Below are 24,701 nucleotides of genomic sequence, written 5' to 3'. Positions count from 1 at the left end.
AGATGGCTGTCATCAAGGAAATCCTCGGCTACGAGATCCTCGACTCGCGCGGCAATCCCACCGTGGCCGCGCGCGTGCTGCTGGCCGATGGCGCGCAAGGGTTCGCGGCAGCACCGTCGGGCGCCTCCACCGGCTCGCGCGAGGCGCTGGAGCTGCGCGACGGCGATCCGCGCCGCTATCTCGGCAAGGGCGTGCGCAAGGCCGTGCAGCATATCAATGTCGATATCGCCCGCACGCTCGCCGGCATGCAGGCAGCGGACCAGGACGAAGTGGATGCGTGCCTGATCCGGCTGGACGGCACCGCCGACAAGTCGCGCCTCGGCGCCAATGCGTTGCTCGCGGTTTCGCTCGCCACCGCGCGGGCGGCTGCGGCGTCGGCGGGCGTGCCGCTGTACCGCTCGCTTGGGGCAGGGCGCGCCGAGACGCGCCTGCCCTTGCCGATGATGAACATCATCAACGGCGGTGCGCATGCCGACAACAGCGTCGACATGCAGGAATTCATGATCCTGCCCGTGGGCGCGCCCAGTTTTTCCGAAGCGCTGCGCTGGGGCGCCGAGGTGTTCCATACGCTCAAGTGCGTGCTGCGCGAGCGCGGCTTTTCCACCGCGGTCGGCGACGAGGGCGGCTTTGCCCCGGACCTGGCCTCGAACGAGCATGCGCTGGAAGTGATCCTGCAAGCGGTGGAGGCCGCCGGCTTCGGGGCCGGCCGCGATATCGCGCTGGGCCTGGACGTGGCCAGCTCGGAGTTCCATGCCGAGGGCCGCTACGTGCTGGCGTCGGAAGGCCGCAGCTACGACGCCGAAGGCTTTGTCGACCTGCTGGCCGGCTGGGTGCGCCAGTATCCCATCGTCACCATCGAAGACGGCATGGCCGAGCAGGACTGGCGGGGCTGGCGGCTTCTGACTGAGAAACTCGGCGCGCAGGTGCAGCTGGTAGGCGACGACCTGTTCGTCACCAACGCCGCGATCCTGTCCGAAGGCATCGCGCAGGGCGTTGCCAACGCGATCCTGATCAAGCCCAACCAGATCGGCACGCTGACCGAGACGCTGCAGGCCATCGACGTGGCCGAGCGTGCCGGCTATGCGTCGGTGATCTCGCACCGCTCCGGCGAGACCGAGGACACCACCATTGCCGACCTGAGCGTATGCACCGCGGCCACGCAGATCAAGACCGGCTCGCTTAGCCGTTCCGACCGCGTGGCCAAGTACAACCGGCTGCTTTGCATCGAAGCGGAGCTGGGCTGCGCCGCGGCCTTCGCCGGCAGCAGTGCGCTGCGACAACTGCGCTAGTGCCCGAAGCAGCAACCGACAGACAAGCCATGAAGGCTTGCTGAAAATCCATCAGACAGGAGACAAGACATGCATGCAACCGACTTTCTGCGCCGCGTATCGGCATTGACCCTGGCCGCCGCCGGCCTCGCCCTCAGCGGTGGCGCCATGGCGCAAGCCTGGCCGGCCAAGCCAATTACGCTGGTCGTGCCGTTCCCTTCGGGCGGCACCACCGACGTGCTGGCGCGCGCGCTGGGCGACCAGCTTTCCAAAAGCCTCGGCCAGCCGGTGATCGTCGAGAACCGGCCTGGCGCAGGCGCCACGGTCGGCGCCGACTATGTCGCCAAGAACAAGCCGGACGGCTACACGCTGCTGATGGGCGCGGTGCACCACACCATCGCCACCAGCGTGTACAAGAAGCTTCCCTATAGCTTCGAGAAAGACCTCGCGCCGGTGGCCCCGGTGGCGATGGTGCCCAATGTGCTGGTGATCAACGCCGCGAAGACGCCGGCGAAGACTGTCAGCGAACTGGTGGCGCTGGCCAAGCGTGCCTCGCCCGAGTTTGCCTACGGTTCCAACGGCAACGGCACCGCGCAGCACCTGATCGGCACGCAGTTCCAGGCCGCCACCGGCGCGCCGCTGCTGCACGTGCCTTACAAGGGCAGTGGTCCGCTGACCACCGACCTGCTTGGCGGGCAGGTGACCATGTCGTTCGACACGCTGACGCCGGTGCTGCAGCACATCAAGTCGGGCAAGCTGCGTGCGCTGGCGGTGACCACGGCGAAGCGTTCGACCGTGCTGCCCGACGTGCCGACGCTGGAAGAGGCCGGCCTGAAGGGATTCGACATCGGCACGTGGTTCGGCGTGATGGCGCCGGTCGCCACGCCGGAGCCGGTCGTGACGCGCCTCAACGCCGAGATCGTCAGGATCGTGAAATCGCCGGATTTCCAGCAGCGCATGCAGGCCATCGGCGCCGAGCCGATGACCAGCACGCCGAAGGAATTCGCGCGCCGCATCCAGGATGAGACGGTGAAGTTCGCAAAGCTGGTGAAGGACGGGAAGGTGACGATCGAATAGATGCTGCCCCGCGGTTTGCTCCCTCTCCCGCAAGCGGGAGAGGGAGCAAACATAGCATCCTCCGGAAGCCACTCAATCCGGCTTGATCTGCGCCCGCGCAATGATCGGCTTCCAGCGCTGCTGCTCCTGCGCGATAAACCGTGCAAACTCCGCCGGCGTATTGCCCACCACGATGGCCGCGTCCGCGCTCAGCCGCTCGACCGAGCTCTGGCTCTTGACGGCCTTGATGGTCGCATCCGCCAGCTTGTCCGCGGCCGCCTGCGGCAGCGTTGCGGGCGCGAGCAGCCCATACCACTGCGTCATCTCGAACCCGGGATACCCTTGCTCGGCCACGGTCGGTACATCCGGCAGCTGCGGAATGCGCTGCGTGGTGCCGGTGGCGATGCAGCGCACCTTGCCGGTCTTGATGAACTGCAGGATTGCCGGCGCGCCCACGGCGGCCGCTTCCAGCCGACCGGAGAGCAGGTCGGTGATCTGCGGGCCGCTGCCGCGGTACGGCACGTGCGTGATGAAGGTGCCGGTCGCCGCCTTCAGGTACTCGAAAGCCAGGTGCCCGGCGCTGCCATTGCCGGCCGAGCCGTAGTTGAGCTTGCCCGGCTTGCTCTTGGCCAGCGCCACGAATTCCTTCAGGTTCTTCGCCGGCACGTCGGGATGCACCACGTACAGGCTCGGCACCTTGGACAGCAGCGAGATCGGGCGGAAGTCCTTGATCGGGTCGTAGGGCAGCTTGGGGAAGATGAACGGGTTCACCGCCAGCGTGCCGATATGGCCGAGGATCAGCGTATGGTTGTCTTCGGCGCGCGCCACTTCGCCCATGGCGATATTGCCGGCGGCGCCCGGCTTGTTTTCCACGAACACCGACACGCCCAGCAGCTTGGTCAGTTCCGCCGCGGTGGAGCGCGCGACGATTTCCGAGCTGCCGCCCGGCGCGAACGGCACTACCAGCCGGACCGGCTTGGCCGGCCACGCCTGGGCGCGGGCGAGCGTGGGGAAGAGGGCGCTGGCGCCGAGTGCCGCGGTCGCTTGCAGCAACTGGCGGCGGGTGTGGTTGATGCGGGTCATGCGGGTCTCCGTGGGTATCCGGTCGTAGTGATTGCGGCGATTGCGGCGCGGCTGGCGATGCCGGCGATCATTCAGGCTTGACGTTGCCGTCTTTGATCACCTTGGCCCACAGCCGGGCCTGGCCGTCGATGAATTGCTGCGCCTGTGCCGGCGGCGCGGCCACCACCTCGCCGCCAAGTTCGGTCACGCGCTGCCGCGTCTCGGGGCTGTGCATCACCTTCTGCAACGCCTCGGCAAATTTGGCGACGATCGGTTCGGGCGTGGCAGCCGGCAGGAAGGCTGCGTTCCACTCATAGACTTCATAGCCGGGCACGCCGGCCTCCTGCATCGTCGGCACGCCCGGCAGCGCGTTGGTGCGCTGGTGGCTGGTGACCGCCAGCGGCTTGAGCTTGCCGGCCTTGATGTGCTGCAGGCTCGATGCAACGTTGGCGAAGAACAGCGGCACCTGCCCGGCGATGACATCGGTCATGGCCGGGCCGCCGCCCTTGTAAGGCACGTGCAGCAGGTCCACCCCTGCGCGCTGTTCGAACAGCACGCCCGCCAGGTGCTGCGCCGAGCCATTGCCGGATGAGGCAAACGCTACCGAACCGGGGTTCTGCTTCGCCATCGCCAGCACGTCGCCGACCTTGGTGGCCGGGAAGCTGGCAGTGGAAACCAGCACGTTGGGATAGCGCGCCAGCACGCCGACGGGCTTGAACGCCTTGGCCGGATCGTAGGGCAGCCTGGCGTAGAGGCTGGGATTCACGGCGTAGGAAGAGGCATCGACCATCACCGTATAGCCGTCGGGCGCCGCCTTGGCGACATAGGCCGCGCCGATCTGGCCGCCGGCGCCGGGGCGGTTCTCCACCACCACCGACTGGCCGAGTTCGCGGCCGAGTCCCGGCGCGATCAGCCGTGCCATCAGGTCGGCGCCGCCGCCCGGCGGATACGTGACCACGATCGTGATGGGCCGAGACGGCCACGTGGCGGCGCTCTCGGCGGCCTGCGCCGGCGCAAGTTGCAGCAGGATGCCGGCGGCGCCGATGGCCGCGCCCAGCGCCTTGATGGAATGCATGAAACGGTCTCCTCGGATGCGGATCAGGATCGGGATCGGTTAGCGGATGTCCGCGGTATAGCGAAAAGCGAAGGCATCGCCCCGGGTCAGCCGGTATTCGATGCAGGTGCCGCGCAGGTCGAAGGCGTGCCGGGTCACCACCGCGCAGGGGTGCGCATCGGGCAGTTCCAGCAACTCGGCCTCGTCATGCGCCAGCGTGCGGAAGGTGACCTCGTCGACCGCGCGGTGCACGGTGATGCCGCACTGGCTGCCGAGCAGCGGATACAGCAGGTCGCCCCATTCCCATACCGGCAACTGCTGCAGCGCTTCGCAACGCGGCAGCGGCAGCCAGATCGATTCCAGCAGGCGCGGCTTGTCGTCCAGCCAGCGGCGGCGCGTGATCGCCAGGCCGCGCGCTCCGGATGGCAGTTCGAAGCGCTCCGCCATGGCCTTGTCCAGGCGCACGGCGCGGCACGACAGGATTTCCGAGCGCGGCACCTTGGCGTCGCCGTCGGCGCCTCCGAAGCGGAAGAAACGCATCGGGCTGGCGCCGGTCAGGCCCTTGCGCACAAAGGTGCCCCGGCCCTGCACGCGTTCCAGCAGCCCTTCCTGCACCAGCACGGCGATTGCCTGTCGGATCGTTCCCAGCGCTATGCCGAATTCTTTCGCCAGGGCGCCCTCGGCGGGTATCGCCTCGCCCGGCGGCCAGTCGCCAGAAACAATGCGCGCCTGGAGCTGTGCGGCGATCTGGCCATACCGGCTCAGGCCGGCCGCGCTGGTGATTTTCTGAAGCAGGTCAATGTCCGCCATCGGTTGTCCGTCGGTCTGGAGCCGTGCTAAATTGTTGTCCATGTCCTCTAGAGGACTAGAATACTGACGCGGGCTTGCTTCCCCTATCCGGAATTACCCGCGGACACAGCAGGGCAGACAGATGAATCAACCCGAAACGCCGGTGGTGGACTGCCACTTCCATACCTTCGATGCCGGCCCGGCAGCGCCCTCCGCTCGCTACCGGCCCCCGTATGCCGCCACGCTGCCGGACTGGCGGCTGCTGGCCGGGGCGCTTGGCGATCCGTTCGGGGTGGTGGTGCAGACCAGCTTCCTCGGCACCGACAACTCCGCGCTGCTGGCGGCGCTGCGCGCCATGCCGGCGCGGCTGCGCGGCGTCGCGGTGGTCGATCCCGACGTATCCGATGCGGCATTGCGCGAACTGGACGACGCCGGCGTGCGCGGCATCCGGTTGAACCTCTATCGCGATCCCGGCTGGCAGCGCATCGGCACAGCGCCGTGGCGCGCATTGTTCGCACGTATCGCCGCGCTGGGCTGGCATGTCGAGCTCCATACCGACAACGGCGACGGCAGCGCGGTGCTGGCCGCGCTGGATGGCGTACTGGGCGAGTCAGGCGTACCGGTGGTGCTCGACCATTTTGGCAGGCCGGGCGCGGCGGGCGTGGCGGACCCGGTGTTCAGCGTGGCCGCGGCGGTGCGAGCGCGTCGGCAGGTGTGGGTCAAGTTCAGCGCGCCATACCGGTTGGTGGCGCCGGGGGCGTGGCGCGAACTGGCGCAGCGCTGGCTGGAAGTGGTCGGTGCCGACCGGCTGCTTTGGGGCAGCGATTGGCCGTGGACCAATCATGAAGCCGGGGAGCGGGCGGGGGAGTGCGGGGAAACCAGCCGCTGGCCCGGAACCGCGCCGGCGGAGGCTTCGCTGAATGAAGCGCTGCGCTGGCGCAATGCCGCGGCGCTCTACGGGTTTGCGATCGCGCCAGGGACGGCGGACTAGCCCGCCGCCTTGCGCGGCCTGGCGCGGGTGGTCTTCTTCGCGCTGGTGGCCCGCACCGCTTCGTTCTCGGCCGGTGCGCCGCCGCGATGCAGTTGCTCCAGCCACGCCATCGCCTCGACATACGAGAAGAACTGCTCCAGGTAGCCTGGCGACACCTCATGCATCAGCGTCAGCGCACGATGCACGAGGTGGTCGGAATTGAGCGGTCCGGCATTGCCCGGCAACTGCGCCTGCGACTGCCGCAACTGCCGGCTCACGCTGACGCGCGACCACGTGTCGCGGAAATAGTCGACCAGTTCCGGCTCGGGTTCGGGACGCACGGCGCGCGCCGGTGCAGCGGCGCGCGGCGCAGGGGCGCTCGGTGCGGACGCGATCCCTGCAGCGCGCGTATTAGCCTTGATGTAGCCGACCAGTCCGGCAAGCGTGCCGATCGGATTTGCGGTGGCTTCCTGTTCGGTTGCTGCGGCCGTTTCGCGCCGCGCAGCGTCTTGCGCCACGGCTTCGCGGTAGCTGTCGACCAGCGCCGCCAGCCGCGCATCCAGCATCTGCCGCACCGCGCCGTCATGGCCGGCCGAGCGCCGCGCCAGCGCATCGATCAGCCGGAAGCGCACCGGGTCGACGCCGGCGGCATCGCTGTCGCGCCAGGCGTCGAGCTGCGCGCGTGCGCTTGCGGCGACGTCTTCAGTCACGCGGCTTCCCCGTCCCCATGGTCACGCGCGGCACCGGCGCGATTTCCACGCGCCGGTTCTTCGCGCGGCTCCCGGCATCGGTATTGGCCGTGACCGGCTGCTGCGAGCCGAAGCCCGCGGAGAACAGCGAAGCGGGCGGCACGCCGGCATCGATCAGCGCGCGCGTCACGGTCAGCGCGCGCTGCGCCGACAGCTCCCAGTTGTCGGCGAAGCGGCGGTTGCCCTCGCGTACCTGCTGGTCGTCGGTGAAGCCGCTGACCATCAGCATCTCGTCGCGCGTGCGCAGGTAGGCCGACAGCGGTGCGGCCAGGCTGCGCAACAGCTCGCGGCCCTCGGGCTGCAGCTGGTCGGAGTTCAAGGCAAAGAGCACGCTGCCGCTGATGCCGATGCGCCCGTTCACCAGCGTCACGCGCCCGGCGGCGAGCGGGCCGGCCAGCGCCTGCTCCAGCGTCTGGCGGCGCTGCGCTTCTTCCTGCCGCTGCCGCACCTCGTCCTCAAGCCGCGCCGACAGTTCGAGCTGCACGCCGATGACGCCTAGCAGCACCAGCACGAACGCGCCCAGCAGCACCGACATCAGGTCGCCGAAGACCGCCCAGGCCGGCACCGTCGGCTCGGCGCCGGCGTCGATGTAGTCGTCCTTCATGCCGCCTCTGCGCGCGGTGCCTGCCGGCCGCCCAGATGCTGCAGGTCTTCCAGGATCTGCTTCTGCGACAGCATGCTGAGGTCGACCACCTCGCGCGCCTGCGCCACGTAGTAGGCCAGCTGCTCATCGCTGCGCGCCATCGACTTGTCGAGCGCGGCCTCGATGCGCTGCAGCTGTTCGGAGAGCTTGTCGTTGGAGGCGCTGAACATCTGCACCGCCACGCCGAAGGCTTCGCCCAGGCTCGCCACCTCGACGGCGCTGCCGGTGACCTGCGCCGCGGCCTGCGCCAGGCGGCCGGTCTCGGACTCTACCTGCTCGGTGAAGCGGCCGCCGACGCGCTCCAGCAGCTCGGACGTGGTCGCGAGCAGCGTGTCGACCGCGGCGCGCTGGCCGGTGGAGGCGTGGTTCACGGCGTCGAGCAGCGTGCCCAGCGTTTCCAGCATGCGGCTGCGCTCTTCCAGCATGGCGTTGTCGCGGGCCATGCCTTCGGTGAGCTTCTGGCGCAGTTCGGCGATGACTTCGGCCGCGGCCCTGGGCGCTTCGGCGGACGCCTGCATCAGGCGCGCGACTTCGGCGATGGTGCTGCTGGCGTGCGCCTCGGCCTGCGCGGTGATGTCGCGCGCGGTCTGCGCCAGCGTGTCGCAGATCTCCTGCTGGCGGCTGGCGCTGTGGCTGCCGGCCTGTTCCCATTGCTGGCGCAGCGAGCCGGCCATGCTGTCGAGGTGGCCGGTCCAGGCGGCCAGGCGCTGTTCGTCGCGCGCGGCCAGCTCGGCCTGCAGGGCGGCGGCGGCCCTGGGCGCCTCGGCGGCGGCCTGCACCAGGCGCTCGATTTCGGCCAGCGTGCCGCTGGCGTGCGCCTGCGTTTCGGTGGAAATCGCTTGCGCGGTCTGCGCCAGTGCTGCGCAGATTTCCTGCTGGCGGGTGGCGGTCTGCGCGCCCGCCTGCTGCCATTCCTGGCGCAGCGTGGCGGCCATCGCGGCGAGGGCTTCGGTCCAGGCTGCGAGGCGTTGCTCGTCGCGCGCGCTCAGTTCGGTCTGCAGGGCCAGCGCGGCCTTCGGCGCGTCGGCGGCGGCCTGCACCAGACGCTCGATCTCTGCGATGGTGCCGCTGGCGTGGGCTTGCGCCTGCGCCGAGATGTCGCTGGCAGTCTGCGCCAGCGCGGCGCAGATTTCCTGCTGGCGGCTCGCGGCCAGTGCGCTCGCCTGTTCCCATTCCCCGCGCAGTCCGGCGGCCATGTTGCCAAGCGCGTCGGTCCAGGCTGCGAGGCGTTGTTCGTCGCGCGCGCTCAGCTCGGCCTGCATGCCCAGCGCGGCCTTGGGGGCGTCGGCGGCGGCCTGCACCAGCCGGTCGATCTCGGCGATGGTGCCGCTGGCATGCGCCTGCGTCTGGGCGGAGATGTCGTTCGCCGTCTGCGCCAGCGCCGCGCAGATCTCCCGCTGGCGATGCGCCGTTTGCACGCTCGCCTGTTCCCATTGCTCGCGCAAGCCGGTAGCCATGGCGCCGAGCGAATCGGTCCATGCGGCCAGACGCTGTTCGTCGCGTGCGGCCAGTTCCGCCTGCAGCGCGAGGGCGGCCTTGGGCGCGTCGGCGGCGGCCTGCACCAGCCGCTCGATCTCGGCGATGGTGCCGCTGGCATGCGCTTGCGCCTGCGCGGCGATCTCGCGCGCGGTCTGCGCCAGCGTCTCGCTGATTTCCTGCTGGCGGCTCGCGGCCTGCGCGCTGGCCTGGTCCCACTGCTGGCGCAGCGCCTCGGTCATGCTGCCGAGCGTGCCGGCCCACGCAGCCAGGCGCTGCTCGTCATGCGATGCCAGGCCCGCCTGCAGGTCGGCGTGCGACTGGCCCACGGTGCACACCAGCGACGCCGCCTGCTGTTCGAATGCCGCCGTGGCGGCGGCCAGCGCCTGCTGGTTGTCGGCGGCGAGCTTCTCGCCGGTGCGGGCCTGCTGCGACAGGGCCTCGGTCCACGCCCGCGCGGTGCTGGCGGAGGTTGTTTCCAGCCGTGCCGCGACCTGCTCGACCAGGCCGGCCGAACGTTGCTCGAATGCCTGTGCAAAGCCGTCGAGCGCGCCGCGCAGTTCGCCCGTCAGGACTTCATTGCTGCGCTGCTGGCTGGCCAGCGCTTCGTTCCAGATCCCGGCGACGCCGGCGGTCGAGGTCTCGAAGCGTGCCGAGATGCCTTCGAGCTGCTGCTGCACGGACTGCGTGACGGCGTCGCGCATGGCGGCGGTCTCGCGCGCCAGGCCGGCCATGGTCGCTTCCACGGCCGGCTGGATCGCCGTGCCGGCGGCGCGCGCGCTGTCGGCAACGCTGTCTTTCAGCGATTGCCCGACCGCGGCGGCCAGCTGCGTGTACACCGTTTCGGTCTTGCCGTGGAAGGCTTCCTGGCTGGCCGCCAGGCGCTCCGCCATGGCCTGGTTCTGCTGCTCCATGGTCGCCATCATGGCCTGCAGCCGGTCGACCAGCGCCGGCATGGCATCGGCCTGGCGCTGCAGCAGCCGGAACGACTCGTCGCGCTGGTGGCTGCGGGAATAGGGGCGCAGCGTGGTGGCGATGCGCGCATCGAGCGCCTGCGCGGCCTGCACGCGTTCGCGCCGGCACAGGGCCGACAGCAGCCCCAGCATGGCCGACGTGGCCACGCCGGCCACCGAGGTGCCGAAGGCGAAGCCCAGCCCCTTCACCGGCGCCGCCAGCGACGCGCGGATCGCCTGCAGGTCGGTCGCGGTTTCCAGCGCCATGCCGGTGCCGCGCAGCGTCGACACCATGCCGAGGAACGTGCCGAGCATGCCCAGCAGCACCAGCAGGCCGACCAGGTACGGCGTCAGCGCCGGCCCCGGCAGCGCTACGCGCTCGCCCTCGACGCGCAGGCGCACCGCGTTGCGCAGTCCCGCGGGCAGGCGCTCCAGCCAGCCATCCAGGCTTGCCGGCGCTTCGGACAGCCCCTGCACCGCCTGCGCCAGCCCCAGCGTGCCCTGCCGGTAGCGCAGCAGCTCATGCGCGCCGGCCACGTAGCAGGCGCCGATCAGCAGCGTGACCGACAACGCCAGCGCATTCGAGCCGGCATAGCCTGCGGCGATCCAGCACACGGCCGCCAGGCCCGCCAGGAAAACAACAAGATGGAAGAAGTATCGGTTCATGGGGTCCTGGTCAGCTGCCGCGCAGCGCGGCGAGCAATCCTTCGACGGGTTGGAAGCGTATTTCCAGCTCGGCCAGCAATACGCTTTGCATATCCTTGCGAAACACGGCCAGCCACGCGCCGGGCGCGACCGGGGCTGCGGCGGCCGGCTTTGTGGCGGCCTGGGCCTCGGCCAGCGCCGCGGCTTCCGCCTGGCGCAAACGCTGGAAATGCCCTTCCAGCAGGGTCGGCACGCTGCCGAGCACGCTTTGCTCGCGCGCGCCCAGCACGCGCTCCATTACTGCATCGACCATGGCCAGCCGGGCCATGTCCGGCGCACGCGTCGACAACGCCGCCCGCAACCGCCCGCGCAAGGCGCCGATCGCGGTTTCCATGGACTGCTGCTGCGACACGTAGCGGTGGCGGTAGATGGCGAAGTCCACCTGCGCATCCACGGCCTCGGACGGTCGCCCCGGCCCGCGCCGGCGTGCGGCGAGGGCGTTGTCCCCCGCGATGGCGTCGCTCAGCGCCGCGCGCACGCGTGCGCACTCCTGCTCTTCGGCGGTGGCGCCGGAGGCACGTGCAACGGCCGGCCCCGCGCCCGGCGCGGCTTTCAGCGCCGCCGACAACGCGATCGCATCCGGCCAGCCCAGCCATTGGCTCAGCTGGCCCGAAAGTGACGTTGCAGGAGGTGGGGCGTCGGCGTCGGTCAGGCGCGCCAGCAGCCGGACTAGCGTCGGACCGCTGAAACCTGTGCGCCGGGGCTCTTGGGACATACCGCCGGATTCAAAAAGCCAGCAGTTTACACGCCTCGGGGAGGCGGAAGGCAGTATCCGGGGGAGGGGAGCGGCGGCAACGGATGCCGCCGCGGGCGAGCCGTGCCGTTTAGCAAGTCCCGCGGTTCATGATTCCTGAACATGCCGCGGACATGAACCGCGCGGCACAGCCCTTCAACGCATCAGGCCGCCAGCTTCTGCAGCGACGCCACCGTGCGGACGCAGGCCTGCGCCGCCTCGCGGCCCTTGACCACGAAATGCTCGGCAAAGAAGCGATGGTGCTCGTCGTGCTCATGGAAGCTCTTCGGCGTCAGCACGGCCGAGAACACAGGGATCTCGGTGTCGAGCTGGACGCGCATCAGGCCGCTGATGACGGCATCGGCGACGAATTCATGACGGTAGATGCCACCGTCGACGACAAAGCCGCTGGCGACGATGGCGGCGTACTTGCCGGACCTGGCAAGCCGTTGCGCATGCAGCGGGATTTCGAAGGCACCGGGGACATCGTAGATGTCGATGGCATCCGCGGCGACGCCGAGCTTTGCCATTTCGACCACGAACGCGTCGCGCGCACGATGGACGATATCGGCATGCCATTGGGCATGGATGTAGGCAATGCGCTTGCCGTCGGGGAGGGAAAAGCCGGCCGCGGGTGCGGTGGCGCGCTGGAATGCAGAGACAGGCTGATTCATGGTGTTCCTGTACGGATGGAGTTGGCCAGAATCAGGGCGCACGAGACTTGCCCCCGTGAAGACGGGGGCATTTTTGCTCGCTCTCTTTCATCCGGACTATCACCGTCGGCTTCGGATTTGAACCGAATCTGCTGACCCCGGCATGTGGGCATGCCGGGCGCTCGCGGGCTTGTGCGTCAGACGCCTTCACCGCCGGTAGGGACTTTCACCCTGCCCTGAGAACGTTGCCGCGCTGTGCTTCGTTGTGCTTTCAACGCGGCGGGGGAATCATACCGCAGAGTAGCGTTCGGCGTGGGCGGACGCTTCCGTCAGCGGCGCGCAGCGGTCAGCGCCTGCACCGGCGCCACCGCCAGCGCCGCCAGCAGCCTGAGCGCCGCAACCTCCGCCGCCGACCAGATGGCGCGATCGGCCAGGTAGTTGAAGGTGCCGATCACCGGGCCCTGATAGCCCAGCGGCACATTGACCACTGCCGTGCACCCGAGCTTGCGGATCACCTGCACGTCATCGAACACCGCCGCCAGCGCTTCATCGCCCTCGCCGACAAAGACCTCACCGCGCTCCAGCAATTGCCGGCGCCACGGGCTGTCGCCCTTGGTCTTGTGCCCGCCGACCGGATAGGCGGCGGTGTCGGATGACCACAGACGTTCGATCCGCGCCGTCTCCGCATGCCAGGCATTGATCGTCAGCAGGCCGGGGCCGAGCGTGCGCAGCGTGGCTGCGCCGATCGCGTCGAGCGCCGCGGCGGGGCCGCGCGCCTGCCGCAGCGCGTCGCACAGCAGGTTGACCTGCGCGATCAGCGAGCCGGCGTCTTCCAGCGGTGCGCCGGCTTGCGGGGCCGGGTGCGTTGCCTGGCTCACTTCATTCCCCCTGGATGCCCAGCTCGCGGATCAGCTTGCCGTAGCGGTCGGCATCGCGGCGCAGGATGGTGGCGAACTGCTGCGGCGTGGAGGTCGCGGTTTCAACGCCGATGGCGTTCATCTTGGCTTTCACTTCAGGCAGCGCCATCACGGCGTTGATCTCGCGATTGAGCCGTGCCGTCAGCTCGGCGGGCATGTCCTTCGGCCCGAAGGCGCCATACCAGACTGCCAGCTCATAGCCGGGCAGGGTCTCGGCCACGGTCGGCACGTTGGGCAGCAGCGGCGAGCGCTTGCTCTCGGTCACGGCCAGCAGGCGCAGCTTGCCTGCCTTGACGTGCGGCAGCGTCTGCGTGCCCGCCGAGAACAGCAGCTGGGTCTGCCCGGCCACGGTATCGACCACCGCCGGCGCGCCGCCCTTGTACGGCACGTGCAGCATCCGGATGCCGGCCATCTTCTCGAACAGCACCGCGCTGAGGTGGTTGGTGGAGCCCGGACCCGCGCTGGCGTAGGCGAGCTTGCCCGGATTGGCCTTGGCGTAGGCCACCAGCTCCTTCACGTTCTGCGCCGGCACCGAGGGGTGGACCACCATGGTGTTGGTCACGTAAGCCAGCAGGCCCAGCGGCGTGAAGTCATCCACGCCGCGGAACGGCATGTTGGACATCAGCGCCGGGTTCATGGCGTGGGTGCTCATCGAGCCCACCAGCAGCGTGTAGCCGTCCGGCCTGGCGCGCGCCACCATGGCCGAGCCGATGTTGCCGGACGCGCCCGGCTTGTTGTCGACGATCACCGGCTGGCCGAGCGAGCGCGTCAGGTGCTCGGACAGCACGCGCGCCAGGATATCGGTCGAGCCGCCGGCGGCCCAGGGCACGATCAGCGTGATCGGCTTCTGCGGCCAGGCTTCGCTGGCGCCGGCCGGGGCCGCCAGGCACATCGCCAGCGCGGCCACGCCGCCCAGCAGGGTTTTCAGTACTGCGCGCATTTTCCTTCCTCCTTGGGACTGGCGCGGACCTGGTGCGGTCCGCTGTCATGATTTGAATCGTCAGCGACCCACTGCGTAGCCCTGCATGCCGCGCGGATTGGCGCCGGCGCGCAGCACCAGCCGCCCGCGCCCGTCGCGTTCGCGCGAGCATGCCGACATGCGGCCTTCTGACCAGGGTTCGCCCACGCGGACTTCGTGCCCGCGTCCGCGCAGCGCCGCCAGCGTTGCCGCCGGGAAGCGCGATTCCACGCTGATGCGGTTGAGCACGGTCTGGCGCGGCCAGAACGAGCCCGGGAAATGGTCGATATGCCACGCGGGTGCATCGATTGCTTCCTGCAGGTTCATGCCATGCACCGCATGGCGCAGGAAGAATGCCAGCGACCACTGGTCCTGCTGGTCGCCGCCCGGGGTGCCGAACACCATATACGGCTCGCCGTCGCGCAGCGCCAGCGACGGCGACAGCGTGGTGCAGGGGCGCTTGCCGGGGGCCAGCGTGTTGGGCAGGCCGGGCTCCAGCCAGGTCATCTGCAGGCGGGTATTGAGCGCGAAGCCGAGCGCCGGGATGGTCGGGCTCGACGAGAGCCAGCCGCCCGACGGCGTGGCGGCGACCATGTTGCCGTGGCGGTCGATCACGTCGATATGGCAGGTGTCGCCGACAAAGAGTTCGCGTTCGGCCCATTCGGCTACCGGCGGCAGCTCGGCGAAGGTCGGCTCGCCCACGCCGAAGCGCACGTCGGCTTGCCGCAGCGTGCGCTCGGCGACACCCAGGTCGGGCAGGCGCGGCGCCATGCGATCGAGCGTGCCGGGATCGATCGCCAGCGCCGCGCGCTCGCCGATGCGCTGCGCGCGCGCGGCCAGGTAGCCGTCGTCGAGCAATGTGGCAAGCGGGCTCTGCGTGAAGCGGGGATCGCCGTACCAGGCCAGGCGATCGGCCATCGCCAGCTTGGTGGCTTCGGCAATGCGGTGCACGAATTCGGGCGAATCGGGCGCATGCTGCGCCAGCCCGGCGTGGCGCAGCATGCCGAGCTGCTGCAGGAACACCGGACCCTGGCTCCAGATGCCGCACTTGGCCACCGTGTAGCGGCCGAAGTCGAGCGTGACCGGATCCTCTTCCCCGGGTCTCCAGCCGGCCATGTCGTCGTAGCGCAGCAGGCCGGTGTGCTTGTCGCCGGTGGTGTCGCGCACCGGCGTGTTGCGGCAGTAGGCGTCGATTTCCTCGGCGACGAAGCCGCGGTACCAGCAATCCAGCGCGGCGTCGATCTGGCCGGTGCGGCTGTCGCTGCGGCGCTGGGCATCCTCGACGATGCGGGTGTAGGTATCGGCCAGCGCCGGCAACGTGTGCAGGCTGCCCGGGCGCGGCACCTTGCCGTCCGGCAGCCAGGTGGCCGCCGAGCTGTGCCATTCGTCGCGGAACAGCGCCTGCACCGCCAGGATCGCGCGCGAGATGCGCGGCACCAGCGGGAAGCCGTCGCGCGCGTAGCCGATGGCGGGCGCCAGCACATCGGCCAGCGACCACGTGCCGTGATCGCGCAGCATCGTCAGCCACGCGCCGAAGGCGCCGGGAACGGCGGCGGGCACCAGCCCGATGCCCGGCATCAGCTCCAGGCCCTGCGCGCGCAACGCGGCGGGATCGGCAAGCGCCGGTGCCGGGCCCTGTCCGCACAGGGTGCGCATGCGGCGCTCGCGCTCGCTCCAGAACAGGATCGGTACTTCGCCCCCGGGGCCGTTCAGGTGCGGCTCGACCACCTGCAGCACGAAGCCGGCCGCCGCCGCGGCATCGAAGGCATTGCCGCCGCGTTCGAGCACGCCCATGGCGGTTTGCGTGGCCAGCCAGTGGGTGGAGGCGGCAACGCCAAAGGTACCGACGATTTCGGGGCGGGTAGTGAACATGGGTTGCAACTCCGGTGATGCGAGCCAGTATAGGATTGTGGAATAACCGCGAGAGTCTGATTGGTTATCGTTGCATTACCATTTGGTAATACGACATTAGCGCCCCCGTTGCAGGATTCCTGTGCCCATAGCCGCCTCCGACAAGCTGGTCCACAACCTCGTCTCCCGCCTGCGCCTCAGGCACCTGCCGCTGCTGCTGGCGCTGGAGCGCCAGCGCTCGGTGTCGCGCGTGGCGGCCGAGCTGAACCTGTCGCAGCCCGCCGTCACCAAGACCCTGCGCGAGATCGAGGACATCTTCATGGTGCCGCTGTTCACCCGCACCCGGCGCGGCCTGGAGCCCACGCCCACGGGCCGCGCGGTGCTGGCGCATGCGCGGCTGACGCTGGCGGATACCGATGCGCTGGGGCGCGAGCTGGCGGCGATCGGCGCCGGCATGTCGGGGCGGCTGCGCATCGGCGTGATCCCGTTCATCAGCCGCACCGTGCTCGATGCGGCCTGCAGCTTCGGCCTGACCCAGTCGCCGCGGGTTTCGGTGCTGGTGCGCGAGGGCACCACCGACGAGCTGGTGGCGGCGCTGCGCGAACATGAGCTGGACTGCGTGGTGGCGCGGACCTTCTACGCGCCCGGCGCGGACATCGCCCAGCAGCCGCTCTACCGCGAAGAGCCCGCGCTGGTGGTGCCCGCCGCGGCCGCCGGCCGGCTCGGGCGCGGGCCGCTCGACTGGCGCCGGCTGGCCGAGCGCGACTGGATCCTGCCGCCGCCGAACACGCCGATCCGGCGCACCATCAACACCATCTTCGCGGTGGCCGGCGTGGCGCAGCCGGTGCCGATCGTCGAGACCTACTCGATCAAGACCATGGCCACGCTGCTGCGCAACCACGCCGCGGCTACCACCATCGTGCCGCGCGCGGTGGCTGCCGAGCTGGTCGAAGGCGGGGGCGCGGCGGTCCTGCCGCATGCGCTGAGCTGGGACTTGCCGCCGGTGGGGGTGATGTGGCGGCGGCAGGCGCTGGAGGACGATGTGGTGGTATCGCTGGTGGCGGCGTTGGGGAAATTGCGGTGGAAGGAGGGATAGGGCGCCGGGACTGCGCAGTCATCAGAGCTTGCTTCCGCCCCTCGCATACGCTCCGCTCTCCCGCGCGCGGGGTAGGCGAGCAAACCGCTGGCGGTCATGGCGCGTGCGCGCTCATAATCAGCCTCGCATCCCCAACCAACCCAACCCGGAGCCATACCCATGCGACTCATCGGCATGCTCGATTCCCCCTACGTGCGCCGTGCCGCCATCACGCTGCGCCTGCTGGGTTTGCCGTTCACCCACGAATCCATCTCGGTGTTCCGCACCTTCGACCAGTTCCGCGCCATCAACCCGGTGGTCAAGGCGCCGTCGCTGGTGTGCGACAACGGCGTGGTGCTGATGGACTCGACGCTGATCATCGACTACGCCGAAGCGCTGGCGGGCCGCAGCCTGATGCCGGCGTCGCTGGAAGAGCGCCAGCGCGCGCTGCGCACCATCGGCCTGGCGCTGGCGGCCAGCGAGAAGGCCGTGCAGCACGTGTACGAGCACAACCTGCGGCCGGCGGAGAAGGTGCACCAGCCGTGGGTGGAGCGCGTCGATGGCCAGCGCACCAGTGCCTTTGCCCTGCTGGAAGACGAGATCGCGCGCATGCCCGTGCCGGCCGATGAGGCGGCGGTGAGCCAGGCCACGCTGACCGCCGGCGTGGTGTGGACCTTCACCCAGGCGCTGCTCCCCGGTCATGTCGACCGCGCGGCGCACCCGGGGCTGGCGGCGCTCGCGGCGCAGCTCGAAAGCTTTCCTGCGTTCAGCGCGCTGCCCCACGCATGACAGCCCGGGGGATCGCGGTCGCGATGGGTGGCAATGGATCGGTCGTGGTTCATGGTGGTCCAGCACGTGCAGGTGCTGCCTCGCGTGTTCGGGGTAGACCTGCTCGCGCGCGGGCGCAACGAGGAAGCCTCGCAGGCGACGCGCGAGCACCTGCAGCACACGCTCAACGCGCTGGCGCAGATCAGCCGGCTGCTCGAGCCGTAGCCGATTGGTTCAGAGGCTGGTTCAGCAGGTCCAGCGCCACGTCCACGATCATGTCTTCCTGCCCGCCCACCATGCGGCGGCGGCCCAGCTCGACCAGCACGTCGACGGTCTTCAGGCCATAGCGTGCCGCGGCAGCTTCGCTATGGCGCAGGAAGCTGGAATACACCCCCGCATACCCCAGCGCCAGCGTCTCGCGATCGACCCGCACCGGGCGGTCCTGCAGCGGGCGCACCAGGTCATCGGCGGCGTCCATCAGCCGGTACAGGTCGGTGCCGTGATGCCAGCCCATGCGCTCGGCGGCGGCGACAAACACTTCCAGCGGTGCATTGCCCGCGCCCGCGCCCATGCCGGCCAGGCTGGCGTCGATGCGGTCGCAGCCTTCCTCCACCGCGACGATGCTATTGGCCACGCCCAGGCTCAGGTTGTGGTGCGCATGCATGCCGGTCAGCGTTTCGGGCTTGAGCACGTCCTTGAACGCGCGGAAGCGGTCGCGCACGCCGTCCATGGTCAGCGCGCCGCCGGAGTCGACCACGTAGCAGCAGGTCGCGCCGTAGCTCTCCATCAGCTTGGCCTGCTGCGCCAGCTGCTGCGGCGTGGTCATGTGGCTCATCATCAGGAAGCCGACCGCTTCCATGCCCAGCTCGCGCGCCGCCTCGATATGCTGGCGCGAGATATCGGCCTCGGTGCAGTGCGTGGCCACGCGCACGATGCGCGCGCCGGCCTGGTAGGCGTCCTTGAGGTCGTGCACGGTGCCGATGCCGGGCAGCAGCAGCGTCGCGATCCTGGCGTGGCTGACCACGTCGGCAACGGCCTCGATCCACTCCAGGTCGGTATGCGCGCCGAAGCCGTAGTTGAAGCTGGAGCCCTGCAGCCCGTCGCCGTGCGCGACTTCGATCGAATCGACGCCGGCCTGATCGAGCGCGGCGGCGATCTGGCGGACCTGCGCCACGCTGTACTGGTGGCGGATGGCGTGGCTGCCGTCGCGCAGCGTCACGTCGGAAATATAGAGTTTCTTGTCGATGCTCATGGCGTGGTTCCGGTTCAGGCGGCAGCGGACTCGGCCAGCATGGCTTCGGCCATGCTTTCGGCGGTGTTCAGCGCGGCGCTGGTCATGATGTCCAGGTTGCCCGCGTAGGCAGGCAGGTAGTGCGCGGCGCCCTCGACTTCGAGGAAAACCGTGGTCTTCAGGCCGGCGAGTCGGCCCAGCCCCGGGATATTGAGCGGCGCCTCCGCGGGGATTTCCTCGAACTGCACCGCCTGCTTGAGTCGGTAGCCCGGCACATAGCGCTGCACGTCGGCGGCCATGCGCGCCACCGATTCGGCAATGGCATCCTGGTCGGCCGGCTCGCTCAGGCAGTACACGGTGTCGCGCATGATCAGCGGCGGCTCGGCCGGGTTCAGCACGATGATGGCCTTGCCGCGGCGCGCGCCGCCCACCTGCTCGATGGCGCGCGAGGTGGTTTCGGTAAATTCGTCGATATTGGCGCGCGTGCCGGGGCCGGCGCTCTTGCTGGAGATGCTGGCGACGATCTCCGCGTAGTGGACCGGCGCCACGCGCGATACCGCCGCCACCATCGGGATGGTGGCCTGGCCGCCGCAGGTGACCATGTTGACGTTGGGCGCGTCGAGGTGCGCGGCGCCGTTGACCACCGGGATGCAGTACGGGCCGATCGCCGCCGGGGTCAGGTCGACCATGCGCAGCGCCGGGCGCAGCGCGCGCAGGAACGCATCGTTCTTCACGTGCGCGCCGGCGCTGGTGGCATCGAACACGATGTCGATGTCGCCGAACACCGGCAGCCGGGCCAGCCCTTCCACGCCTTCATGCGTGGTGGCAACGCCCATGCGGGCCGCGCGGGCCAGGCCGTCGGAGGCGGGGTCGATGCCGACCATCGCGCCCATCTCGACATGCCGGCCATGCCGCAGGATCTTGATCATCAGGTCGGTGCCGATATTGCCCGAGCCGATGATGGCGGCTTTGAGCTTGCGCGTCATAGGGATTCTCCTTGGATGGGTTACTCGACGCTGGCGCCGCTGGCCTTGACCAGCGGGGTCCAGCGCGTGCTTTCGCTGGCGAGGAAGGTGCCGAACTGCTGCGGGCTCATCGGCATGGGATCGAGGCCCTGGTCGGCGAAGCGCCTGGCCACTTCCGGGGCCTTGAGCGCCTTCAGCGCGGATTCATTGAGCCGCGCGACCACCGCGTCGGGCGTGCCGCTGCGCACCACCATGCCGAACCACACGCCGGCATCCAGGCCGGGCACGCCCAGCTCGGCCAGCGTGCGCACGTCGGGCAGGCTGGGGGAGCGCTTGCTTGAAGCGATCGCCAGGGCCTTGACCTTGCCGCCCTTGATCAGCGGCGAGGTGGTGATGACCGGGTCGAACATCATGTCGACCTGGCCCGCCATCACGTCCTGCAGCGCGGGGGCCGAGCCCTTGTAGGCGACATGGGTGAACTTGCCGCCGGTCTTGTCGCCGAACAGGCCGCCGAGCAGGTGCCCGATCGAGCCGATGCCCTGCGAAGCGTAGTTGACCCCGTCCGCGCGCGACTTCGCCAGCGCGACCAGGTCCTTCACGGAGCCGGCCGGGCTGTTCTGCGGCACCACCAGCACCAGCGGCGAGGCGGCCAGCGCCGTCACCGGCTTGAAGTCCTTGAGCGGGTCGTATGAGAAGTTGCGGTACAGGCCCGGGTTGATCGCGAACATCTCGGTGGCCGCGACGAACACCATGTGGCCATCCGGCTCGGCGCGCTTGACCGCCAGCGCGGCGATCTGCCCGCCGCCGCCGGGGCGGTTCTCGACGATCACCGGCTTGCCGAGGTCGCTCTGCATCTGCTGCGCGACCTGGCGCGCGATCATGTCGGTGATGCCGCCCGCCGGGAACGGGACCACGATGGTGACGGGGCGGTTGGGGAAGGCGGGCGCCTGCGCCGTGGCCGCGCCGGCGCTGCCGACCAGGGCGGCGCCGATGGCGAAGGGGGCGAGCAGCCTGGCAATCAGGCGATGCATGCGATGGGGGCGTTGCATGGTTGTCTCCGTTTCTCTGTCGTTATGGGTTCAAAGCTTCGGCAGTCATGTCAGCTGTCGGCGAACTTCGCGCGTACGGTGCCGACGCCGGTGATATGCGCTGCATAGGTCTTGCCGGCCTGCACCGGCACCATCGGCCCCAGCGCCCCGGTCAGCACCAGGTCGCCGGCGCGCAGCGGGTCGCGCAGGCTGGCCAGCTTGCGCGCCAGCCACACCGCGGCGTTGAGCGGATGGCCCAGGCAGGCGGCGCCGCTGCCGTGCGAGACGCGTTCGTCGCCGCACCGCATTTCCATCTCCACCGCTTTCAGGTCGAGGCCAGCCAGGGGCACCGGAACTGCGCCGATTACCACCAGCCCGCTGGAGGCGTTGTCGGCCACCGTGTCGACATACGAGATGTCCCAGTTGGCGATGCGGCTGCCGACCACCTCGATCGCCGGCAGCACGTAGTCCACCGCGCCCAGCACGTCGAGCACGGTGGCATCGGCCACGTCGAGGTCGCGGCGCAGCACCAGCGCCACTTCGGCCTCGGCCTTGGGCTGCAGCGTGCGCGCCATCGGGATCGGCTCGTCGTCGCCGTAGACCATGTCGGCGAACAACGTGCCGAAGTCGGGCTGGTCAACGCCCAACTGGCGCTGCACCGCGGGCGAAGTCAGGCCGATCTTGCGGCCGATCACGCGGCGGCCGCCGGCTTGCCAGACGGCGACGTTGGCGCGTTGCACGGCGTAGGCGGTGGCCGCGTCGTCCGTGGCGATCTCGCCGCGCAGCGGCGCTACCGGTGTGCGCGTTCGCTCGGCTTCGCGCAGGCGTGCGGCGAGGGCGAGGATGGTTTCCTGGTCTTGCATGGCTGTGTCCTTGAGAAGTGTCAGTGATGCGCGGAAGCGGCGTGCATCAGCCCGAAGCCGGCAATCCATTCCGGGATCGGGCGGTAGTAGTCCAGTTCGGCGCGGTAGGCGCCGCTCGCAGCGAGTGCGGCAAAGGCGGCGATCCACGTGCGCACTTCATGGGCCGACTTGCCGGCGTCACGCGTGATGCCGTCGTTGGTCATGCCGTCGACGCGGGTCAGTTCGCCGCTTGCGAGCAGCGCCAGCAACGCGCGGTCCCAGTCGGGGTTGAGCGCATGCAGGTGGCTGTCGCCGCCGGCAAAGGCGCGCGCGGCGGCCACGGTGCGCTCCTGCCGCGCCTGGCGCGAAGCCGGCGGCGGGTTGCGCCCCGCGATCAGGCGTTCCGCCACTTCCGCGCTGGCGCCGGCAATCTCCGGCACCGGCGGCTCGTGCGAGATCCCGCCGGAGCCGACCACCAGCACGCGCTTGCCCAGCCCCGACAGGTAGCGGCCGATGGCATCGCCCAGCAGGCGCGCGCGGCGGCAGCTTGCCATCGGCGGCGCGACCGAGTTGATGAACACCGGGATCACAGGGTAGCGGTCGAGCGCGCCGGTCAGCACTTCCAGCGCCTGCGCGCAGCCGTGGTCGACCTGCATGCGGTACGACACCGCCACGTCGAGGTCCTGCGCCATCACCGCTTCGGCCAGGCCCAGCGCCACGTCCTGCGGCACGTCGAGCGGACCGGCGAGGCTGTTGAAGTCGCCGATGGCGCTGGCCGCCACGCCGACGCAAAACGGCGGCATTACGTCATAGAAGAAGCCGTTGTAGTGGTCGGGCGCGAACACCACCACCAGCTCGGGATCGAAGGCTTCCACGCGGGCGCGCGCGGCGGCCTGCAGGCGCTCGACCTCGGCCACGATTGCCGGCGCCGGGTCGTAGTAACCGTGCAGCGGCGTATGCGACAGGCATTCGAGATGAATCGGCATGTCAGGCTCCCGCGGCAAGCTGCCGGACGGCGGCGGCCTGCGCCTCGTACGAAGGCGCGGCGGCACGGGCGGCGGCGCGCGTATCGGTTTCCCCGGCCTCCTCGGCCGCCGGCGTGCGCAAGGCCAGCTTGCGCGCCAGCGCCACCACCGAATCCGAGACCTGCTGCGGCGAGCACATGCCCGCGACAAAGCGGTCGGGCCGCAGCAGTACCACCGAGCCGGGCTGGTTGCCGAACCAGTCCTTGAGGCGGTTATGCACGTCGCCCACGGCGATCACGCCAGCGGGCACGTCGTCGCGGTAGTCGAGCTGCGGATCCGGCTTGGCCAGCACGAACACCCCGCCGAGCTGGCGCCACACCGCGCGCGCCTGCGCCGTCAGGCCGAAGGTGGGATCGGTGCCCCAGCCGAGGATGGCGAAGCGGTTGCCAATCACATCGTCGAGGCGCTCGACGTTATTGGCTTCGGTGCGCACCAGCGGCTGGATGAACATGCGGCCCACCGGCGAGTTGCCCGCGGGGTCGCGGCCATGCACCAGCCGGCCGACCAGCGATTCGCGCTTCTCGCTCATCAGGCCCAGCAGTCGGCCCAGCGCGGAGTTGCCGGAGCGCGCCAGGCAGCGGGCCAGCAGGCCGGGATGCGCGCGGCGCTGGCCTTCGGGCAGGAGCACGACGCCTTGCTCGTAGCGCGGCATCGGCTTGAAGCGCATCTCGACGAAGTACTGCTTGACCGCGGGGAAGCGGTTCAGCACCCTGGTCAGCCCGTCGCGCAGCGCCGAGCCCGCGCGGCTGGCAGGCGCGAAGATATCGCCGGCCACCTCCGACAGGTGGATCATCGAACGCGCATGGGCGCGGCGCTCGGCCGTATAGGTGTCGAGCAGCGCATCGCCGGCCTGGCCCTTGACCACCATCGCCAGCTTCCAGCCCAGGTTGCTGGCGTCGCGGATGCCGCTGTTGTAGCCCTGGCCCTGCCACACCGGCATGATGTGCGCGGCATCGCCCGCCAGCAGCACGCGGCCGGCACGGAAGTCGCGCGCCAGGCGTGCATTGTGGGTATAGACGCGCTTGCGGATGTAGTCGACCTTGTCCGGGTCGGCCACCACCTTGCGAATCAGCGCGGCCATGTTCTCGGGGCGCGACAGTTCTTCCTCGGTCTCGCCGGGCATGACCATGAACTCGAAGCGGCGGATGCCGTGCGGCAGCGCGGCCGACACATAGGGCCGCTCGGGGTCGCAGTGCATGTAGATGTGCGGCGTGCCGATCGGGTCGTTGCGCACGTCCACCACGATCCACTGGTTGGGCTTGGTGCGGCCTTCGAACGGCATGTCGAGCGCGCGGCGCACCAGGCTGTTGCCGCCGTCGGCACCGACCATATAGGCGGCACGGATGCGCACCGGCCGGCCGGCTTCGTCGGCGGCTTCGATCTGCACGCCGTGGTCGTCATGCGTGAACGACGCCACGCCGTGGCCCAGCAGCGTGCGCACATGCGGGAAGCGCCGCAGGCCTTCGAACAGGATGCGGTCGGCCAGCGGCTGGATGAAGGCATTACGGCGCGGCCAGCCGAACTCGTCGGTGCGCGGCTCGATCGACGCAAAGCAGCGCCCGCCCGCGGTGACGAAGCGCATCCAGTGGTGGGGCGTGGTGTGCGGCAGCAGCGTCTGCGCCAGGCCGACCGACTGGAATACGCGCAGCGCTTCGTCGTCGAGGCCGATGGCACGCGGGTAGTCGATGATCTGCGCGAGCTTTTCCACCAGCACCACGCTGACGCCCTGCAGGCCGAGGATATTGGCGATCATCAGGCCGACCGGCCCGGCACCGACGATGGCGACATCGCAATCGACAGTGTCAGGACGAGCGTCGCCGCCCGCCATGGCGATGGCGTGGGTCATGTCTGTCTCCGTTATGTGTTGTGGGTGTCCGGGCGCGGCCCGGACCGTCAGGGATGTGCGCAGCCCAGTCGTCAGGGATGCGCG

At 69.8% G+C, this 24,701-nt stretch carries 23 protein-coding genes and 1 riboswitch; of the genes, 6 read left to right on the top strand and 17 right to left on the bottom strand.

The window, feature by feature from the left end:
- The first annotated feature begins 2 nt into the window (after window positions 1-2).
- The gene (eno, locus tag ACAD63_RS31235) at window positions 3-1,289 is read left to right on the top strand and encodes a phosphopyruvate hydratase (RefSeq protein WP_434034264.1); all 1,287 of its coding nucleotides are present in this window, start codon (window positions 3-5) and stop codon (window positions 1,287-1,289) included.
- 69 nt (window positions 1,290-1,358) lie between these two features.
- Entirely contained in the window at window positions 1,359-2,345 is a 987-nt protein-coding gene (locus tag ACAD63_RS31230; protein ID WP_133093377.1) for a Bug family tripartite tricarboxylate transporter substrate binding protein, read from the top strand.
- Between the two features lie 72 nt (window positions 2,346-2,417).
- On the opposite strand, the gene ACAD63_RS31225 is transcribed toward ACAD63_RS31230, so the two are convergent.
- The 3 genes from ACAD63_RS31225 to ACAD63_RS31215 form a co-directional block, all read right to left on the bottom strand.
- A complete protein-coding gene (locus tag ACAD63_RS31225) occupies window positions 2,418-3,407 on the bottom strand; it encodes a Bug family tripartite tricarboxylate transporter substrate binding protein (RefSeq protein WP_133093376.1) in 990 nt (329 codons plus the stop codon).
- A 67-nt stretch (window positions 3,408-3,474) separates the two neighbouring features.
- Window positions 3,475-4,461, bottom strand: a complete 987-nt coding sequence (locus ACAD63_RS31220) for a tripartite tricarboxylate transporter substrate binding protein (protein ID WP_133093375.1) — start codon at window positions 4,459-4,461, stop codon at window positions 3,475-3,477.
- 39 nt (window positions 4,462-4,500) lie between these two features.
- On the bottom strand, window positions 4,501-5,250 hold the full coding sequence (locus tag ACAD63_RS31215) for a GntR family transcriptional regulator (protein ID WP_135703530.1): 750 nt from the start codon (window positions 5,248-5,250) through the stop codon (window positions 4,501-4,503).
- A 121-nt stretch (window positions 5,251-5,371) separates the two neighbouring features.
- On the opposite strand from ACAD63_RS31215, the gene ACAD63_RS31210 reads away from it, so the two are divergent.
- Entirely contained in the window at window positions 5,372-6,220 is an 849-nt protein-coding gene (locus ACAD63_RS31210; protein ID WP_135703531.1) for an amidohydrolase family protein, read from the top strand.
- Here ACAD63_RS31210 and ACAD63_RS31205 read toward each other — a convergent pair.
- The 8 genes from ACAD63_RS31205 to ACAD63_RS31170 form a co-directional block, all read right to left on the bottom strand.
- Window positions 6,217-6,909 (bottom strand): DUF2894 domain-containing protein, encoded by a 693-nt coding sequence (locus ACAD63_RS31205; protein ID WP_135703532.1) that lies wholly within the window; start codon window positions 6,907-6,909, stop codon window positions 6,217-6,219. The two genes, ACAD63_RS31210 and ACAD63_RS31205, sit on opposite strands and share 4 nt — an antisense overlap.
- Entirely contained in the window at window positions 6,902-7,552 is a 651-nt protein-coding gene (locus ACAD63_RS31200) for an OmpA family protein (protein WP_133093371.1), read from the bottom strand. Before ACAD63_RS31200 ends, ACAD63_RS31205 begins: the two co-directional genes overlap by 8 nt.
- On the bottom strand, window positions 7,549-10,686 hold the full coding sequence (locus tag ACAD63_RS31195) for a DUF802 domain-containing protein (protein ID WP_195427978.1): 3,138 nt from the start codon (window positions 10,684-10,686) through the stop codon (window positions 7,549-7,551). Before ACAD63_RS31195 ends, ACAD63_RS31200 begins: the two co-directional genes overlap by 4 nt.
- Before the next feature lie 10 nt (window positions 10,687-10,696).
- Window positions 10,697-11,440, bottom strand: coding sequence for a DUF3348 domain-containing protein (locus ACAD63_RS31190; protein ID WP_135703534.1), 744 nt, complete (start codon window positions 11,438-11,440; stop codon window positions 10,697-10,699).
- Window positions 11,441-11,622: 182 nt separating this feature from the next.
- Entirely contained in the window at window positions 11,623-12,132 is a 510-nt protein-coding gene (locus ACAD63_RS31185) for a 6,7-dimethyl-8-ribityllumazine synthase (protein ID WP_133093368.1), read from the bottom strand.
- A 75-nt stretch (window positions 12,133-12,207) separates the two neighbouring features.
- Window positions 12,208-12,359: riboswitch (FMN riboswitch) on the bottom strand.
- Between the two features lie 81 nt (window positions 12,360-12,440).
- Window positions 12,441-12,989: a GAF domain-containing protein gene (locus ACAD63_RS31180; protein ID WP_346769547.1), complete on the bottom strand. Its 549-nt coding sequence runs from the start codon at window positions 12,987-12,989 to the stop codon at window positions 12,441-12,443.
- Between the two features lies 1 nt (window position 12,990).
- Window positions 12,991-13,968 carry a Bug family tripartite tricarboxylate transporter substrate binding protein gene (locus ACAD63_RS31175; RefSeq protein ID WP_195427976.1) on the bottom strand — a complete coding sequence of 326 codons (978 nt, stop codon included), beginning with the start codon at window positions 13,966-13,968 and terminating at the stop codon, window positions 12,991-12,993.
- A gap of 60 nt (window positions 13,969-14,028) precedes the next feature.
- Window positions 14,029-15,858 carry a gamma-glutamyltransferase family protein gene (locus ACAD63_RS31170; protein ID WP_135703537.1) on the bottom strand — a complete coding sequence of 610 codons (1,830 nt, stop codon included), beginning with the start codon at window positions 15,856-15,858 and terminating at the stop codon, window positions 14,029-14,031.
- Window positions 15,859-15,979: 121 nt separating this feature from the next.
- On the opposite strand from ACAD63_RS31170, the gene ACAD63_RS31165 reads away from it, so the two are divergent.
- The 3 genes from ACAD63_RS31165 (at window position 15,980) to ACAD63_RS31155 (ending at window position 17,905) form a co-directional block, all read left to right on the top strand.
- Entirely contained in the window at window positions 15,980-16,933 is a 954-nt protein-coding gene (locus ACAD63_RS31165; protein ID WP_434034263.1) for a LysR family transcriptional regulator, read from the top strand.
- A gap of 159 nt (window positions 16,934-17,092) precedes the next feature.
- Window positions 17,093-17,701 (top strand): glutathione S-transferase, encoded by a 609-nt coding sequence (locus tag ACAD63_RS31160; RefSeq protein ID WP_195427973.1) that lies wholly within the window; start codon window positions 17,093-17,095, stop codon window positions 17,699-17,701.
- A gap of 51 nt (window positions 17,702-17,752) precedes the next feature.
- The gene (locus tag ACAD63_RS31155; protein ID WP_195427972.1) at window positions 17,753-17,905 is read left to right on the top strand and encodes a hypothetical protein; all 153 of its coding nucleotides are present in this window, start codon (window positions 17,753-17,755) and stop codon (window positions 17,903-17,905) included.
- Here the strand turns inward: ACAD63_RS31155 and dmpG are convergent.
- Genes dmpG through ACAD63_RS31125 form a run of 6 tightly spaced genes read right to left on the bottom strand, consistent with a single transcriptional unit; the run spans window position 17,883 to window position 24,617 of the window.
- Window positions 17,883-18,932: a 4-hydroxy-2-oxovalerate aldolase gene (dmpG, locus tag ACAD63_RS31150; RefSeq protein ID WP_434034262.1), complete on the bottom strand. Its 1,050-nt coding sequence runs from the start codon at window positions 18,930-18,932 to the stop codon at window positions 17,883-17,885. The genes ACAD63_RS31155 and dmpG overlap by 23 nt on opposite strands.
- 14 nt (window positions 18,933-18,946) lie before the next feature.
- Window positions 18,947-19,897 carry an acetaldehyde dehydrogenase (acetylating) gene (locus tag ACAD63_RS31145; protein ID WP_133093363.1) on the bottom strand — a complete coding sequence of 317 codons (951 nt, stop codon included), beginning with the start codon at window positions 19,895-19,897 and terminating at the stop codon, window positions 18,947-18,949.
- A gap of 20 nt (window positions 19,898-19,917) precedes the next feature.
- Window positions 19,918-20,925 (bottom strand): Bug family tripartite tricarboxylate transporter substrate binding protein, encoded by a 1,008-nt coding sequence (locus ACAD63_RS31140; protein ID WP_243736811.1) that lies wholly within the window; start codon window positions 20,923-20,925, stop codon window positions 19,918-19,920.
- A 50-nt stretch (window positions 20,926-20,975) separates the two neighbouring features.
- Window positions 20,976-21,767 carry a 2-keto-4-pentenoate hydratase gene (gene mhpD / locus ACAD63_RS31135; RefSeq protein ID WP_434034261.1) on the bottom strand — a complete coding sequence of 264 codons (792 nt, stop codon included), beginning with the start codon at window positions 21,765-21,767 and terminating at the stop codon, window positions 20,976-20,978.
- A gap of 20 nt (window positions 21,768-21,787) precedes the next feature.
- Complete coding sequence (locus ACAD63_RS31130) at window positions 21,788-22,732, bottom strand: 3-carboxyethylcatechol 2,3-dioxygenase (protein WP_434034260.1); 945 nt, start codon at window positions 22,730-22,732, stop codon at window positions 21,788-21,790.
- A 1-nt stretch (window position 22,733) separates the two neighbouring features.
- A complete protein-coding gene (locus tag ACAD63_RS31125) occupies window positions 22,734-24,617 on the bottom strand; it encodes a bifunctional 3-(3-hydroxy-phenyl)propionate/3-hydroxycinnamic acid hydroxylase (RefSeq protein WP_135703543.1) in 1,884 nt (627 codons plus the stop codon).
- Window positions 24,618-24,701 lie beyond the last annotated feature (84 nt).

This window comes from Cupriavidus sp. a3 (assembly GCF_051015765.1).
GTDB classification, from domain to species: Bacteria; Pseudomonadota; Gammaproteobacteria; order Burkholderiales; family Burkholderiaceae; genus Cupriavidus; species Cupriavidus oxalaticus_A.
The sequence above is the reverse complement of the archived record's forward strand: the minus strand, read 5'-3'. Positions and strand labels throughout refer to the sequence as shown.